The following is a 15,975-nucleotide window of genomic DNA, read 5'->3' as shown; positions in this document are numbered from 1 at the left end:
CTCACATCCCCGCCACCGCCGCTGCCACCTCCTCCGGAGCCGCCATGCCCTCCCGCCTGCCCTCACCCGCCAAGTCCCGTCGCGCTGCGGCTGATGCCCCACCCGTCCCGGCCGGACTCCAAGAGGGCTCGAAGATCCCGCACCTGGGGGATTTCCACGTGCCGCCCCGGGTCGTGCTGATCACGGCCCTGGCCGTGCCCATCGGCGCACTGGCGGCCCTCATAGCCGCCGGTCTGCTCAAGCTGATCGCACTGATCACCAACCTCAGCTTCCACGGGCGCTTCGGCTTCGGCGCGGCCGTGCCCGGCGACACCGCGCACCGGTGGCTGCTGCTGGTGATGCCCGTGGTGGGCGGCCTGGTCATCGGCCTCATGGCCCGCTACGGCTCGGAGAAGATCCGCGGGCACGGGATGCCGGAGGCCATCGAGTCGATCCTGGTCGGCGGCAGCCGGGTACAGCCCCGCGTCGCCGTCCTGAAGCCCACCTCGGCCGCCGTGTCGATCGGCACCGGCGGACCTTTCGGCGCCGAGGGGCCGATCATCATGACCGGTGGCGCCGTCGGCTCCCTGATCGCCCAGTTCCTGCGGGTCACCACCGACGAGCGCAAGGCACTGCTCGTGGCCGGGTCGGCGGCGGGCATGGCCGCGACCTTCAACGCGCCGCTCGCCGCCATCCTCCTCGCCGTCGAACTCCTGCTCTTCGAGTGGCGGCCCCGCTCCTACCTCCCCGTCGCCGTCGCCGCCGTGACCGCTGCCCTGGTGCGTGGCCCGCTGCTCGGCACCGCCCCGCTCTTCGGCGGCGCCCATGTGCCCGCCGGTATCTCGCTGTCCGCCTACGGACTGTGCGTCGTCGCCGGGGCCGCGGCCGGACTGCTCGCCCTGGGCGCCACGGCCCTGGTCTACTTCTCCGAGGACCTCTTCTCCCGCCTGCGCATCCACTGGATGTGGTGGCCCGCCATCGGCGGGGCGATCATCGGCGTCGGCGGACTGATCGAGCCGCGCGCGCTCGGTGTCGGCTATGACGTCATCGGGGCCCTGCTGACCGGTCACGCCACGGTCGGGCTGATCGTCGGGATCCTCGTCGTCAAGACCCTGATCTGGGGGCTGTCCCTGGGCTCGGGCACGTCCGGCGGTGTCCTCGCCCCCATGTTCATGGTCGGCGGCGCCCTCGGCGCGGCCGAGGCCCTGGTCTTCCCCCATGTCAGCCCCGGCTTCTGGGCCCTGGTATCGCTGGCCGGCGTCCTCGGCGGCGTGATGCGCTCCCCGCTCACCGGCATCGTCTTCTGCCTGGAACTCACCCATGAGGTCAACGCGCTCATACCCATGGTGATCACCGCGTCGGCCGCGTATCTGATCTCCGTGGTCCTCCTCAAGCGGTCGGTGCTGACCGAGAAGCTCGCCCGGCGTGGCCTGCACCTGACCCGCGAGTACTCCGTCGACCCGCTCGAGGTGCACCTCGTACGCCAGCTGGAGACGCCGGCGGCCACCACGTTCCGCGGCGACCGGCCGGCCGGGGAGATCACCGCGCTGCTGCGTGCCGCGCACGACGGCGGTGACCCCGACCGGCTGCTCGCCCAGCGCCTGTACCCCGTGCTCGACGCCGACGGCACCCTGACCGGAGTCGTCACCCGTCACGCGCTGATCCACGCCGACGCCGACGACCACACCCCGCTCGCCGAACTGGCCGACACCCCGGTCACCGCCCATCCCGACGAGACCCTCCGGGCCCTGGCCAACCGCATGGCCCAGCACGGCGTCACCCGCCTGCTCGTCATCACCCGCGACGAGCACCCCCGGGTGGAGGGCATCATCCGCCTTCGCGACCTGCTGACCGCCCGCCGCATCGACCTCCACGAGGAGCACCACGCCGAACGGATTTTCACCCTGCGGCGCCGCAACCCGGCCCCGGCCACGACCTGACGCGGACGCACCTGCCCTGGATGCACCAGACCCCACAACACGGCGGGGGCCGTGGAGGACAACCGTCCGTCCCCCACGCTTCAGCACCGGCTGCGTCTCCCTGGGGATGTGATCCGTGAACGGCCTGGCGCTCATGACGCTGAGGTCTGGGAGCAGACGGCGCTGTCACTTGCTGTCGGGCGCGTGAGTCCCGTCGTCCGGACCCGGCGGGCGATCTTCAGCGTCGACGGCCAAGTCTTCGATCAGTACGAGGAGCACCGCCTTGTTCGTGTCACAGCTGATGAGGTCCGCGGGATGAACATCCCGACGGAAGAGGCCCGTTATGGACTCCATTGGTGGTCGATGGCGGAACTGCCACCACCGCGAAGTCCGTCCGGCCGAAAAGGATGGATTCCCTTGCCTGCGTCGCCGCCCTGGTGTTCTTCCGACGGGACCCCGCGGGACGACATCCGGGCTGCCGCGATGTCTGCATGACTGGATATTCGCGGCCAGGGTGATGGTGGCGGGCCACTCCGGAGCGGCTGCCCCATCGGGAGTGGTCGCGCGGGAAGGGCGCGAGCAGGAGCGTTGCCGTGACCGGACGTGACCAGCCCAGCTCCGAGCATGAGGGCGGCCACGGCCGGAACGGCTGTCGGCGATCCCGTCCCCAACACCGGCCACAGCGCGTCGTGGAACGCCGTCGCCGCACTGATCGCGATCCACCCGGCCACCACCGATGCCTTGGCGATGCGGCAGTGCCGGGTGCGCGGCGGCCGGGCGATGAATCCTGCGACCCCGTTCCTGATCACACAGAACGCGAGATCGACTCTCGGATTCGTCGCACTCCGCCTGTGCACTTCCGTCGCCGCCTCCTCGCCACCGCGGCCATCAGCGCCGGGCATGATCTGCGGCGCGAGCGGACATGGTCGACAGCGGAAACACAGGGTCGGTCCGGCTTTTGCCCGTGCCGCCGCGGACCGGGGCGTGCCGAGGTTGACAGACAGGAGGCCGACCGGATTCTGGTCAACACCGCTCGGTGTGGTGCGCCCCGCGCAGTTCACGATCGCGGTGCAGTACGGGAGGACCGTGGCGAGTTCGGGCCAGCCGCTGTCAAGATCGGATACCTTGACGAATGTGTTGATGTCCGGAGTCGGAAGGTCCACCGCCATGGAGTCCGTCCGCCCGAGTGCAACGGTCGGGCGACCCCTGCGATTGAACTCCTGCACGAGGCTTCTGCCGAGATCTCCGGTAGCACCGACGACCATGACGGCATCACGCAACTCACCGACCTCGCCCATGAGCGATCCACCGATCCACCATTGAATCTCGTGATCACTCTGCACGGAAGACGAATGACCGAGATAGCCCCGACCCAGGTGGGTGGACTGGTGAGGCGCGATCACATTGACGCGTTGCCACCTCGCCGATGAGATCACCTCGCCGATGAGATCAGCGGGTGCGGATCCAGACGGTCTTCTCCCGGGTCCACTGCTCGAAGGCGTTTGTCGACTTCTCCACGCCGCCGAACCCGGACTGTTTCCAGCCTCCGAAGGGTGTGGTGATGTCGCCCTCGCTGTATGCGTTGACGGAGACCACACCGGCCTGGATGCCACGTGCCAGCCGGAGGGCGGTGTCGAGGTCTCGGGTCCACACCGAGGCGGCGAGGCCGTATTCGGTGGTGTTCGCGAGGTGCAGCGCCTCGTCCTCGGAGGTGAAGGTCTGGACGGAGACGACGGGGCCGAACAGCTCCTTGGTGAGTACGTCGCTGCCTTCGGGGGCGTGGGTGATCACTGTGGGCGGGTAGTAGGCACCGCGCTGCGGCAGGCCGTGCGGCAGCCCTCCGGTGTGAACGCGGGCTCCGCCGGCCCGGGCTGCTTCCACCGCCGCCGCGATCCGGTCGAAGGCCGCCCGGTTGACCAGGGGCCCCAGCTGCGTGTGCGGGTCCGCTGGGTCACCGATGACCAGGCGTTTCGCGGCGGTTGTGAACCGCTCCAACACCTCCTCGGCGATGCTGTGGTGGACCAGGACGCGGGAACCGGCCGTGCAGTTCTGCCCCGTCGTCAGGAACGCGGCTTCGATCATGTGGTCGATGAGCTCGTCGCCGTAGGCGAGCGCGTCGGCCATCAGCACCTGGGGGCTCTTGCCGCCCATCTCCAGTGAGACGCGTTTGAAGTTGGTGCCGGCCGCGTCCTTGAGGATGCGGCGCCCGGTCGCGGTGGAGCCGGTGAAGGAGAGGGCGCCCACGACGGGGTCGCGGGCCAGGGCGGCGCCGGTGACGGAGCCATGGCCGGTCAGGACCGTGAGAACCCCCTCGGGCAGGCCCGCCTCGGCGGCGAGTTGGGCCAGGTGCAGGGCCGAGCGCGGGGTGGCTTCGGCGGGTTTGACCAGCAGGCAGTTGCCCGCGGCGAGTGCAGGGCCGACCTTCCAGGCGGTCATGGCCAGTGGGTAGTTCCAGGGCAGGATCGCCGCGGTCACGCCGACCGGTTCCCGGGTCATGAGGCCGAGGCCGTCCGGCCCGCCGGGGGCGATTCTGCCGAACACCTTGTCGGCCGCTTCGGCGAACCAGCGGATCGACTCGACAGCACCGGGCACGTCGCCGGTGAGGCACTCGGTGATCGGCTTTCCCGCGTCCTCGCTGTCCAGGCGAGCCAGCATCCCGGTGTCGCGTTCCATCAGGTCGGCAAGGCGCAGCAGCACCGCGCTGCGCTCGCGGACCGGCAGCCCGGACCACACGCCGGATGCGATGACCTGCTCGGCCCGCTCAGCGGCCTTGGTGACGTCCTCGGCGCTGGTGGCAGGCACCGTGGTGATCAGCTTCCCGGTGGCGGGGTTGACGACCTTCAGCGTGGCGGAGTTTTCGAGTGCGGTCATTTCTCCTCCACCAGTTCCCAGCGGCCGTCGGTCTGCCGTGCCAGTCCCCGGCGACGCAGCTCCTCCAGATAGCGGGCCATGCCGCGCTCGCCCCTCTGCCGGAACAGCGGGAACACCTTCGGCAGCAGGTTCGGCGCCAGCATCGCGAACCGGACCAGGCGGGACTCACCGGTCCGGGGGTAGGCCTCCAGGCGGGGCTTGCCGAGCAGGCTCACCACGGCCGCCACGACGTCGGCAGGCCGCTGCGGCGGATCCTGGAACTGCATGGAGTTCCCACCGTCCACGGCTTCCTGGCGCAGCATCGGGGTGTCGGTCGCCGACGGCAGCACCGATCCGGCCAGGATGCCCTTGCTCCTCAGGTCGAGCCCGAGGGCGAGCATCGCCCCGCGCAGCCCGAACTTCGAGGCCGTGTAGATCGGGGTCTCGCCCAGCGGGAAGATACCGCCGAGGGAGACGGTGGTGACCACCCGGGGGTCCTGGGAGGCCCGCAGCAGCGGGATCGCGATCCTGGTGGCGACCAGCGGCGAGGTCAGATTGAGGGTGATCTCCTGCTCGATGCTCTCGACGCTGCACACGTCGAAGCGTTCGGCGCTGGTCATTCCCACGTTGTTGACGAGCACGTCGAGGCGCCCGTAGACGGCGGCGACCTGCTCGAAAAGGTGCTCCACCTCAGCCCGGTTCACAAGGTCGCAGCCCAGAGCGGTGTGGCCGGCGCCGGGAAGCTCGACGGCGACCCGCTTGGCGCGGGCCTCGTCGATGTCGACGACCACGCAGCGGGCGCCCCCGGTGGCGAAGCGGCGGCACATCGCGCTGCCGATCCCGCCGGCGCCGCCGGTCACCAGGATGACCTTGTCACGGAAGTCGAAGCCGCTCACGACACCGCCTCCGCGTCCCGCAGGGACCGCACGCGCGGCGGCCGGCCCTCGGTGCGCCAGCCCATGCCGGCCGCGATCCTGCCGAGGTGCTTCACCAGGGCCGCGCTGTCGACGTAGCCGGTGTGCCGGGGCGAGTCGACGAACTTGAGGCCGCCGGACAGGTCCGGGCGGTCGGTACGGATCAGGCCCGCGAACCGTTCCGCGTTCGGCAGTCCCTGCGCCACGTCGTCGATGTGCCCGGCGATCAACTGGGCCTGGGTGTCGAAGAGCCGGTACGCGCCGGAGTTGGTCTCGACGAAGCCGACTCCGAACAGGCCCTGGTGCTCGCGGGAGAACGACGACAGATAGAGGTCGGGATGCTGTTCGTCGCCGAAGTACTTCTGCGCGACCGGCACTTGGTGGACGTAACCGGTGGCCAGCAGGATCAGGTCGAAGTCGTCGCTGGTGCCGTCCGTGAAGTGGACGGTCCTGCCCTCGGTGTGGGCGATCCCCGGCCTGGCGGTGATGTCGCCGTGCTGGAGGTGGTGGATCAGCATCGAGTTGATCGCGGGGTGGGTCTCGAACAGCTTGTGGTCCGGCTTCTGCAGGCCCAGTCGGGTCGGGTCGCCGTTGATGATCCGCAGGAGGGTACCGAAGACCCGCTGCGCCAGCCACATCGGCAGGTGGGGCCCGTCGTTGGCGATGGTGTCCACCGGGCGCCCGAAGAGGTGCTTGGGGATGAACCAGTAGCCGCGGCGCATGCTGATCACCGCGTGGTCCGCGGCGCGGGCCGCGTCGCAGGCGATGTCGCAGCCGGAGTTCCCGGCGCCCACGACCAGGACCCGCTTGCCCCGCAGTTCCTCCGCGCTGCGGTAGCCGACCGTGTGGCGGACCTCGCCGGTGAAGTCGCCGGGCAGTTCCGGGACGTTGGGGTGCCACTGGGATCCCGTGCACACCACGACCTGGCCGTGCAGGGTCTGCTGTCCGTCGGTCCGGGTGACCGTCCAGGTGCCGTCGGCGTTCTTCTCGACGCTTTCGACCTCGACGCCGAAGTGGATGCGCTCCGTCAGTTCGTAGGCGTCGGCGAAGGACGTCAGGTACGAGAGGATCTGCCGGTGCGGCGGGTAGTCGGCGAATTCGCCGGGCATCGGAAATCCTCCGAAGCCCGAGAGGGTTTTGCTGGAAATAAAATGGGCCGACTCGTACATCGGGCTGCCGGGATTGTCGATGTCCCAGATACCGCCCGGGCCCGTGTGCCGCTCAAGATGCGTGTACGGCAGGTTCCGCTCCGTCAGGGCTCTGGCGACCGCGAGCCCGGCAGGTCCCGCTCCGATCACGCAGGTGTCGTACTGGATTTTTCCCATGAAGCTGATCCCTTTCCCATCGGATCTCCATCGGTTCGCAGGCCCATTCCTGAAGACCTGAAGGGAACTTATTCATCTGCAGTTCAGCGGGAAATGGTCCGTGCGGTCAGAGAGGGGGCCTGGGCGGCCATGCGAAAGACCGGGCGGCCGCCAGGAGCGCGAGGACGAGTGCGGCCGGGATCCCGTAGGCGAGGCGGAAGTGACCGGTGGACCCGAGGATTCCGCTGGCGGCCCCGCCCGCGAGCACGCCCGTGTAGTTGAAGACGTTCATCCGGGCCAGGACCGCTTCGGTCGCCCGCGGTCGCAGGCGCCCGGCGGAGGCGAGGCACAGGGGCACGAGCGCGGAGACGCCGAGCCCGGCGCACGCGGCGGCCAGGACCGCGTACGGCCAGGCGGGGGCTGCTGCCAGTCCGGCCAGCGCGGCGGCGGTGAGCAGGGTGGCGGCGCGGATCACGGCCACCGGGCCCAAGGTGCGTACGAGGTGGTCGGCACAGGCCCGCCCGGTGACGGTGCCCACCTGGTAGGCCGCATAGGCCAGGGGTGCGATGGACAGGGCGGTGTCCAGGGTCTGGTGGAGGTACAGCGTCGACCACGAGGAGACCGTGGAGTCGATGACATAGGCGACCAGGAGGACCAGGCCGAACGGGGCGAGTTCGACCCACAGTCCGCGTCCGAGCACGTCGGACTCCCCGCGGGACTCCTCAGGGGCGGACACGGCGAGGGGTGAGTGGGCGGGGAGCTCGTGCGTGCGGACGGTCAGGGCGAGGATCAGAACGAGACCTGCCTGTGCGGTGAGGGTGTGCTCGACGGACCAGCCGAGGTGAGCCGTGGTCGCGGTCAGCAGTGCGGCCGCGATGCCGGCCGCGCTCCAGGCGGCGTAGAAGGAGGCGAAGATGCTCCGGCCGTAGTGGCGTTCGACGGTTGCGGCCCGGGTGTTCGCCGATACGTCGATGCAGCCCAGCGCCATGCCGAACAACCCGTAGGACACCGCGACGACTGCCCGGCCGGGAGCCCAGCCGATCAGCAGCAGAGCCGCGGCGGTCGCCACGACCGCGGACCGCATCGCGGCGACCGGCCCCACCCGCCGGATCAGGGCCAGTCCGGCGAAGCTGCCGACGCCCGCGCTCAGCGCTACGGTCACGACCAGCAATGTCATGGTCAGCGGGGAGAGCGAGAGGCGCTCCTTGACGGCGGGCACCGTGGTGGACACCGCCGCCACCGCCGCTCCCTGGGCGGCGAACACCGTCGCCACGGCCCGTCGAGCCGCCGCATGGGGGCTGCGGCGCACGGATCGTCGCCGGGCCGGGGTCTGAAGAGGTGCGGTCATGGTGAGCCTTCGTTACACCGGCGCGAGAGCGCAGAACGAGCGGGTTCCGCAAAAGGTAGGGACGGCGAAAAGGGCGTGTGCAGCGCGCCAGAGGCCGAAAAGAGGGCCCCGGCGGCCACACCCGCGACAGACGGGGCCCTGCTGCTTACAGTGAAGCGAGAAACGCCCTGGTGAGAGGGGACGCGATGCCCGATGACCCCGCCCCGGTCACGTCTCCGGGAACGAGCCGCAGTACCTCGGCCACCATCGCGCCGAACATCCTCCGCTACCTCGCCCGGGTCGCCGACGAGCACGGCGTCGACCTGCAGCCGCTGCTGACCCGGGTCGGGCTGGACCCGACGGTGATGGGATCCGCCGCGCTGCGGGTCTCCTACCGGCAGGGCAGTGATGTCATCCGCCAGGCGGTGAAACTCACCGGGGACGAACACCTGGGACTGCGCGTGGGGGCGGCGCAGCACCTCACCGCGTGGGGGCTGATCGGCCTGGCCATGATGGCTGCCGACGCCCTTCAGGACGCCATCGAGACCGGCGTGCGCTATCAGAACCTGTCCGGGGCGATGACGGTGTGGTCGGCCCGCTGGGAGGACGCCGGCTATGTGCTGCGCGCCGATCTGCCGGACCCCGCGCTGGATCCGACGGTCGCCGTCTTCCTCACCGAGGAGGCGTACTCCAGCGTCGTCACCCTCACCCGGCTGAGCATCGGGGCCGCATTCGCCCCGCAGACGGTCGAGTTCGCCTTCCCGGCCCCGCGCGACACGCGCCCGTTCGACGAACTCTTCCGCTGCCCGCTGCGCTTCGACGCCACCGGCAACCGCATGGTGTTCCCCACCCGGTGGGCGCGTGCGACCATGCCGGGTCGGGACCCCATCACCCACGCCTCGGTGCGGGGCGTGCTGGACGGGGAGATGGCGTCACGACGCGACCAGCAGGACCTGCTCGAAGTGCTGGAGATCTCCCTCGCGCAGAGCCTTCCGGCTGTCCCCTCGTTCAGCGAACAGGCCCGCAGGCACGCGTCCAGCGAACGCACCCTGCGCCGCCGCCTGGCCGAGTGCGGCACCACGTACGAGGCCATCGTCGACGGGGTACGCCGCGAGCAGGTCGAACAGCTCCTACGGCGACCGGAACTGACGCTCCGTGACATCACCCGCCAGGCGGGCTTCGCCGACGTGAGCGCGCTCCGGCGGGCGATTCGCCGGTGGCACGGAGTGACCCCGCTCGAATTGCGCACCGGTCTGCTGGAGCGGGAGGCACCGACCGGCCGACCGCATGCGCTCCCCGAGCGGGGCGCCGAGCCCTAGCCAGTCGTGCGGCTCGCACACGAAACTGTGGTTGCCCGGCCCGAGGTCCGACACCGTGACCACCCCTTCGGTCACCTGCACGTCAGGCGTCGACGCACGATGTCGGTCCCACAGCGTGTGCCGGGCTGCGCGCACGCGGCGGTGGTGCCTTCGGGCCACCGGGGAGCCGCCTCGGGGGCGCGGGCGCCGCAGGACCGTCGCGGCCCCGCCGGGCTTGAGCAGGGCCTCCGCGTTGTCGACATCGCCTCTGCTCGTGACGGTGCGGACGGGCTGTACGGTGCGCGAGGACGGTGCCTGGACGTAGCGGTGCCAGCCCTTGGCGCGACGAGACCTGCCCGTCCCGGCCGGGGGCCGCTCCCTCCTCGGCGGAGAGTGCCGCCGGCGCGGGGAGCCCGGCGGAGGCGAGCGCCACCGTCAGGCCGACCGCGGCGGCCCCTGCCGTCACGGCCCGGCCGGGAACGCCCTCACTCGGCGTCGGCGACCACCGAACCAACTCGCTCGGCCAGCCCCGGATCGCGGCGGACCAGCAGGGTCGCGTAACCGACGGAGAGCAGCAGGGCGACCAGCGCTGCGACGGGGAACCAGTTGTACGGCGCGGGCTGGCCGGGCTTGGCCAGGTAGTACAGCGGGACCAGGATGGCCAGCGCGCCGAGGCAGGGCAGCACCAGGTGGCGGACCGTGCGGAACTCCTGCGGACGGTAGCGGCGGTAGTACAGCGGCAGGGCGATGTTGGACGCGAGGTAGACCAGCAGGATCAGGATGGAGCCCAGGCTGGAGGACTCGGTGAAGAAGACGACGGGGTTCATGGGGCCGCCGTCGGCCCCCAGCAGATGGCCCAGGCCCCAGCCTCCGATGATCAGCAGGGAGATGGCGGCGAAGGTGACGATCGCGTTGTTCGGCGTACGGCGGGTGGGGTGGACGTAGCCGAGGAATGCCGGCAGCAGTCCCTCGCGTCCGGCGTTGAACACCAGGCGGGCCTGGGAGTTGATGCCGGCGATCAGCACGCCGAGCGTGGAGGTCAGGCCGCCCAGGTAGGCGAGGAAGGCCAGTGCGCCGAGGGTGTGGTGGGCGACGTCGATGAAGGGGATGCGTGCCTCGCCGAGCCGGGCGACGTCGTAGTCGAAGCCGGTGACCGTGGCGTAGGAGAAGAGGATGTAGCTCACGGTCATGATGCCGATGGAGGAGAACACGGCGCGGCCGACGTTGCGCCGGGGGTTCTCCGTCTCCTCCGCCAGGGCCGCGGAGTTCTCCCAGCCGATGAAGAGGTAGACCGCGAGGGGGAAGCCCGCCGCCAGGCCCCGGAGGCCGTGGTGGATGTGGTCGGGCAGGAACGGCGCGGCGGAGAGGTTGCCGCGGTGTTCGACGAGCGCCGCGACCGAGACCACGACGAGCACCAGCATCTCGACGCCGAAGAAGTAGCCGGCCCACTTGGTGGAGACCACCACGCCGCGCAGCATCAGCACCACCGACAGCCCGGTCAGCAGCAGTGTCCAGATGATCCAGGGCAGGTCGACGCCGGTGTAGTGGTGCAGCGTGATCTGCACGAAGCCGCCGGAGATCGCGATGACGGAGGCCATCGCGATGATGTAGCCGAGTACGGCCAGCAGGGCCGTGGTCACCGCGCTGACCGGCCCGAAGGTCTTGCCGACGAAGGTGATGAAGCTGCCCGCCGAGGGATGCGCGCGGGAGAACTGGGCGAGCGTGTTGCCCAGCAGCGCGACCGCGACGCCCGCGGCGAGGATGGTCAGCGGGGACGCCACGCCGGCCGTGGTGGACAGGAAGGCGAAGCCGAAGAAGAAGCTCATGGCGGGGCCGACGTTGGCCATGGTGGCGGCGGCGATGTCCGCCATGCCGAGCACACCGCCGCGCAGCCGCTGGGGCGTGCCGCCGACGGCGCCCGGCGTCGGCGGCGGGCCGACGGCTTTGGGGTCGGGCATGGCGGCGGCTCCTTCTGATCCGGTGCGGCGGTGCGAGCGGTGCGCGGGGGATGTCAGCCGGGGTGGGTGTGCTGGTGTGCCTTCACGGCCTGTACGGCGGGGTCCAGCGCGCCGCGGCCGAGTTCGGTGAGCAGCTCGGCGTGGCAGCGGTTGCGTGCCCGTACGACCGCGAGGTCCGGGGCGGGCTGGACCAGGCACAGCCGGCCGAGGAGGTCGGCGGTGAGTTCGCGGACGCCCGCGCCGCCGAGCGCCTCGGCGAGGTCGAGGTGGAAGCGGGTCTCCAGCATGAGCAGTCGTCCGGGGTCCTCGGTCAGGTCCAGCGCGTCGACCAGCGTCTGCAGTCCGTCGAGCCGGTCGGCCGGTACCTCGCCCGCGCCGTGCGCCACCAGGCCGCACTCCAGGAGCAGGTGGAAGGCGCTCAGCGAGGCCGCCTCGTCGGTGTCGTGCAGCGCCGGGACGATCGTGTCCCAGCCCTGGGCGACGAAGGTGCCGCCGGTCCGGCCGCGCCGCCGGTCGAGCAGACCGTCCTGGCACATGGCCTCCAGTGCGCGCCGCACGGTGATCTCGCCGATGCCCAGCTCCTCGGCCAGAACCCCGGCGTCCGGCAGCCGGTCCCCCGGCGAGACGGAGGTCAGGCGCACCTGCAGGGCGATCCGTGAGCGGACGAGCTCCGCGCCCGTCTGGCCCCGGCCGGGCAGTACACGGGCATCGTGCACGCCGGCGACCGGCGCCGGTGCCGGCTGGCCGTAGGGCCCGAACTTGCCCGCTGCATTCACCACGACGTCACCTTAACGGCCTGCTGAGCGGGGGTTACGGCGGGCGGCGGAGCGGTGCCCTGTACGCGCTCGGATGCATGCTCGGAAAATAGAGCATGGTGAACAGTTAAACAAGACTGTTCTTTTGGATCGCACTGAACTAATTTCCCGGTCACCGTCCCCGCTCCCCTCATGGATGTGTGATGACCTCAACGCTCACCAAGAGTCCGCCCGCCGAGCCCGGCCTCAAGGCCGGCCTGAAGAACCGCCATCTGTCGATGATCGCCATCGGCGGTGTCATCGGCGCCGGCCTGTTCGTCGGCTCCGGCTCCGGCATCGCCGCCGCGGGCCCCGGCATCCTCGTCTCCTACGCCCTCGTCGGCATCCTCGTCGTCCTCGTCATGCGGATGCTGGGCGAGATGGCGGCGGCCAACCCCACCTCGGGGTCCTTCTCCGCGTACGCCGACCGGGCGCTGGGGCGCTGGGCCGGGTTCACCATCGGCTGGCTGTACTGGTTCTTCTGGGTCGTGGTGCTCGCGGTCGAGGCGACCGCCGGCGCGAAGATCCTGGCCGGCTGGATACCGGCGGTCCCGCAGTGGGGCTGGGCGCTGATCGTCATGGTCGTCCTGACCGCCTCCAACCTGGCCTCGGTCAGCTCCTACGGCGAGTTCGAGTTCTGGTTCGCCGGCATCAAGGTGGTCGCCATCGCCGCGTTCATCGTGGTGGGCGGTCTCGCGATCTTCGGTCTGCTGCCCGGCTCCGACCACCCGGCCTCCGGTTTCTCCAACCTGACCGCGCACGGCGGGTTCCTGCCGCACGGGCCGGGAGCGATCCTCACCGGCGTGCTGATGGTGGTCTTCTCCTTCATGGGCAGCGAGATCGTCACGCTCGCGGCCGGCGAGTCCGCGGACCCGCAGGGCGCGGTCACCAAGGCCACCAACAGCGTGATCTGGCGGATCGCGGTGTTCTACCTGGGCTCGATCCTGATCGTGGTGTCGCTGCTGCGCTGGGACGACCCGGCCATCCTCAAGGACGGCTCCTATGTCGCCGCGCTGAGCTCCATCGGCATCCCGCACGCGAGCCAGATCATGAACGCCATCGTGCTGACGTCGGTGCTGTCCTGTCTCAACTCCGGCCTGTACACGGCCTCACGCATGGCCTTCTCGCTGGCCCGGCGCAGCGACGCCCCCGCCTCCTTCGGCCGCACCACGAAGCGCGGTGTGCCGCAGGCGGCCATCCTGGCCTCGGTGGTCTTCGGCTTCGTCGCGGTCGCCTTCAACTACCTGTGGCCGGACACGGTCTTCCAGTTCCTGCTCAACTCCTCCGGCGCGATCGCCCTGTTCGTATGGCTGGTGATCTGCTTCTCGCAGCTGCGGATGCGCAAAATCATCGAGCGGGAGACGCCGGAGAAACTCGTCGTCCGGATGTGGCTCTACCCCTACCTGACCTGGGCGACCATCGCCCTGATCACCTTCGTCCTGGGCTACATGCTCACCGACACGGCCGACGGCGGCGGACGCGACCAGGTGGTCCTTTCCACCCTGGTGGCCCTCGCTGTGGTCGTCTTCGCGCTGGTCCGCGAGCGGGTGGGCCGGAAGAAGGACGCGCTGGTCCCGTAGGACGAACGCGCTGTCCCGCAGGACACCGGAACCCCGAGGGGCGGCGGCCCCGCTCCTCGGGGTCGACCGTCTGCTACGCCACGGCCTCCCCGGCCGCGGCGATCCCGGTCGCCTCCGCCGCCGGCTCCTCGAACTGCGTCCGGTAAAGCTCCGCATACCGCCCGCCGGCCACCAGCAGTTCCTCGTGCGTCCCCCGTTCCACGATCAGCCCGCCCTCGATCACCAGGATCACGTCCGCGGCCCGCACGGTGGACAGCCGGTGGGCGATCACCACCGCGGTGCGGCCCTCCAGTGCCTCGGCCAAGGCCTCCTGTACGGCGGCTTCCGAGGTGTTGTCGAGATGGGCGGTGGCCTCGTCGAGGATGACCACGCGCTGGCGGGCCAGCAGCAGCCGGGCGATGGTCATGCGCTGGCGTTCGCCGCCGGAGAGACGGTAACCGCGCTCGCCGACCACCGTGTCGAGGCCGTCGGGCAGGGACCGTACGAGATCGTCGAGGCGGGAGCGGCGCAGGGCGTCCCACAGGTCGGCCTCGGTGGCGGTGGGGGCGGCCAGCAGCAGGTTGGCGCGGACCGAGTCGTGGAAGAGGTGGCCGTCCTGGGTGACCATGCCGAGGGTGGCGCGCAGGGACTGTGCGGTCAGGTCGCGGACATCGGTGCCGCCGACGCGTACGGCTCCCCCGTCGACGTCGTACAGGCGCGGAAGCAGTCCGGCGATCGTCGACTTGCCCGCGCCGGACGAGCCCACGAGTGCGACGGTCTGGCCCGGTTCGGCGCGGAAGGAGATGCCGTGCAGGACCTCGTCGCCGCCCCGGGTGTCCAGGCTCGCCACCTCCTCAAGGGAGGCCAGGGAGACCTTGTCGGCGGACGGGTAGGCGAAACGGACGTCGTCGAACTCGACGGAGACCGGGCCCTCGGGCACGGCCTGCGCGTCCGCTTTCTCCTCGATGAGGGGCTTGAGATCGAGCACCTCGAAGACCCGCTCGAAGCTGACGAGGGCGCTCATCACCTCGACGCGCGCCCCGGCGAGCGAGGTGAGCGGCGCGTACATACGGGTCAGCAGCAGCGCCAGCGACACGACCGCGCCCGGCTCCAGGCTGCCGCGCAGCGCGAACCAGCCGCCGAGGCCGTAGACCAGGGCGAGGGCCAGGGAGGAGACCAGGGTCAGGGCGGTGATGAACACCGACTGGGCCGTGGCGGTGCGTACGCCGATCTCCGCGACCCGGCTTGCGCGGGCCGCGAACTCCACCGACTCTTCCTCGGGCCGCCCGAAGAGTTTCACGAGCGTGGCTCCCGGGGCGGAGAACCGCTCGGTCATACGGGTGCCCATCGCCGCGTTGAGCGTCGCAGCCTCCCGCTGCATGCGGGCCATGCGGCTGCCCATGCGCCGCGCGGGGATCACGAACACCGGCAGCAGCACCAGCGCGAGCAGGGTGATCTGCCAGGACAGCGTCAGCATGACCGCGAGCGTGAGCAGGAGGGTGACCAGGTTGCTGACCACTCCGGACAGTGTGTTGCTGAAGGCACGCTGCGCGCCGATGACGTCGTTGTTGAGACGGGAGACCAGCGCTCCCGTACGGGTGCGTGTGAAGAACGCGACCGGCATCCGCTGCACATGATCGAACACAGCCGTCCTCAGATCGAGGATGAGTCCCTCCCCGAGCGTCGCCGAAAGCCTCCTGCCGAGGATGCCGAGGGCCGCCTCCGCGACCGCGATGAGCGCGATGAGCAGGGCCAGACGTACGACCGTGCCCTCGTCGCGACCCGACACGATCGCGTTCACGACACGCCCGGCCAGTACGGGGGTCGCGACGGCGAGCAGCGCGGTCATCACCCCGAGCAGGACGAACTGCGCCATGCGGGCGCGGTGTGGTCGGGCGAAGGCGGCGATGCGGCGCAGCGTGGCGCGCGCGAGGGGGCGGCGCTCCTGCTCGGCGTTCATGACACTGTGCAGCTGCATCCAGGCTGTGGTCTCCATGCTCATGAGAGAGACCGTAGGACCTCAAGCTTCATTGAGGTCAATGTTTTCCTGACGTCCCCCGCGAAGGACCCGAT

Annotated in this window: 11 protein-coding genes; 3 read left to right on the top strand and 8 right to left on the bottom strand. The window is 70.5% G+C overall.

What is annotated here, in order from left to right:
- Nucleotides 1–44: 44 nt before the first annotated feature.
- Nucleotides 45–1,919, top strand: coding sequence for a chloride channel protein (locus LJ657_RS31005; RefSeq protein WP_232652154.1), 1,875 nt, complete (start codon nucleotides 45–47; stop codon nucleotides 1,917–1,919).
- Nucleotides 1,920–2,239: 320 nt separating this feature from the next.
- On the opposite strand, the gene LJ657_RS31000 is transcribed toward LJ657_RS31005, so the two are convergent.
- From LJ657_RS31000 to LJ657_RS30980, 5 genes are all read right to left on the bottom strand, one after another.
- Nucleotides 2,240–3,196, bottom strand: coding sequence for a Rossmann-fold NAD(P)-binding domain-containing protein (locus tag LJ657_RS31000; RefSeq protein WP_232652153.1), 957 nt, complete (start codon nucleotides 3,194–3,196; stop codon nucleotides 2,240–2,242).
- A gap of 151 nt (nucleotides 3,197–3,347) precedes the next feature.
- A complete protein-coding gene (locus tag LJ657_RS30995; protein ID WP_232652152.1) occupies nucleotides 3,348–4,769 on the bottom strand; it encodes an aldehyde dehydrogenase family protein in 1,422 nt (473 codons plus the stop codon).
- Entirely contained in the window at nucleotides 4,766–5,644 is an 879-nt protein-coding gene (locus LJ657_RS30990; protein ID WP_232652151.1) for an SDR family NAD(P)-dependent oxidoreductase, read from the bottom strand. The genes LJ657_RS30995 and LJ657_RS30990 overlap by 4 nt, the downstream gene beginning before the upstream one ends.
- On the bottom strand, nucleotides 5,641–6,987 hold the full coding sequence (locus LJ657_RS30985; RefSeq protein WP_232652150.1) for a flavin-containing monooxygenase: 1,347 nt from the start codon (nucleotides 6,985–6,987) through the stop codon (nucleotides 5,641–5,643). Before LJ657_RS30985 ends, LJ657_RS30990 begins: the two co-directional genes overlap by 4 nt.
- 106 nt (nucleotides 6,988–7,093) lie before the next feature.
- Nucleotides 7,094–8,314 carry an MFS transporter gene (locus LJ657_RS30980; RefSeq protein WP_232652149.1) on the bottom strand — a complete coding sequence of 407 codons (1,221 nt, stop codon included), beginning with the start codon at nucleotides 8,312–8,314 and terminating at the stop codon, nucleotides 7,094–7,096.
- Between the two features lie 185 nt (nucleotides 8,315–8,499).
- On the opposite strand from LJ657_RS30980, the gene LJ657_RS30975 reads away from it, so the two are divergent.
- Nucleotides 8,500–9,612: an AraC family transcriptional regulator gene (locus tag LJ657_RS30975; protein ID WP_232652148.1), complete on the top strand. Its 1,113-nt coding sequence runs from the start codon at nucleotides 8,500–8,502 to the stop codon at nucleotides 9,610–9,612.
- Between the two features lie 464 nt (nucleotides 9,613–10,076).
- On the opposite strand, the gene LJ657_RS30970 is transcribed toward LJ657_RS30975, so the two are convergent.
- Together LJ657_RS30970 and LJ657_RS30965 are read right to left on the bottom strand one after the other, a co-directional pair.
- Nucleotides 10,077–11,549, bottom strand: a complete 1,473-nt coding sequence (locus LJ657_RS30970) for an APC family permease (protein WP_232652147.1) — start codon at nucleotides 11,547–11,549, stop codon at nucleotides 10,077–10,079.
- A gap of 53 nt (nucleotides 11,550–11,602) precedes the next feature.
- Complete coding sequence (locus LJ657_RS30965) at nucleotides 11,603–12,328, bottom strand: FadR/GntR family transcriptional regulator (RefSeq protein ID WP_232652146.1); 726 nt, start codon at nucleotides 12,326–12,328, stop codon at nucleotides 11,603–11,605.
- Between the two features lie 179 nt (nucleotides 12,329–12,507).
- Between LJ657_RS30965 and LJ657_RS30960 the strand changes: the two genes are divergently transcribed.
- Nucleotides 12,508–13,923: an amino acid permease gene (locus LJ657_RS30960; protein ID WP_232652145.1), complete on the top strand. Its 1,416-nt coding sequence runs from the start codon at nucleotides 12,508–12,510 to the stop codon at nucleotides 13,921–13,923.
- 73 nt (nucleotides 13,924–13,996) lie between these two features.
- On the opposite strand, the gene LJ657_RS30955 is transcribed toward LJ657_RS30960, so the two are convergent.
- Nucleotides 13,997–15,904 (bottom strand): ABC transporter ATP-binding protein, encoded by a 1,908-nt coding sequence (locus tag LJ657_RS30955; RefSeq protein WP_232652144.1) that lies wholly within the window; start codon nucleotides 15,902–15,904, stop codon nucleotides 13,997–13,999.
- Between the last annotated feature and the right edge of the window lie 71 nt (nucleotides 15,905–15,975).

Origin of the sequence: Streptomyces guryensis, assembly GCF_021261325.1 — a bacterium.
Taxonomy (GTDB): Bacteria; Actinomycetota; Actinomycetes; order Streptomycetales; family Streptomycetaceae; genus Streptomyces; species Streptomyces guryensis.
The sequence above is the reverse complement of the archived record's forward strand: the minus strand, read 5'-3'. Positions and strand labels throughout refer to the sequence as shown.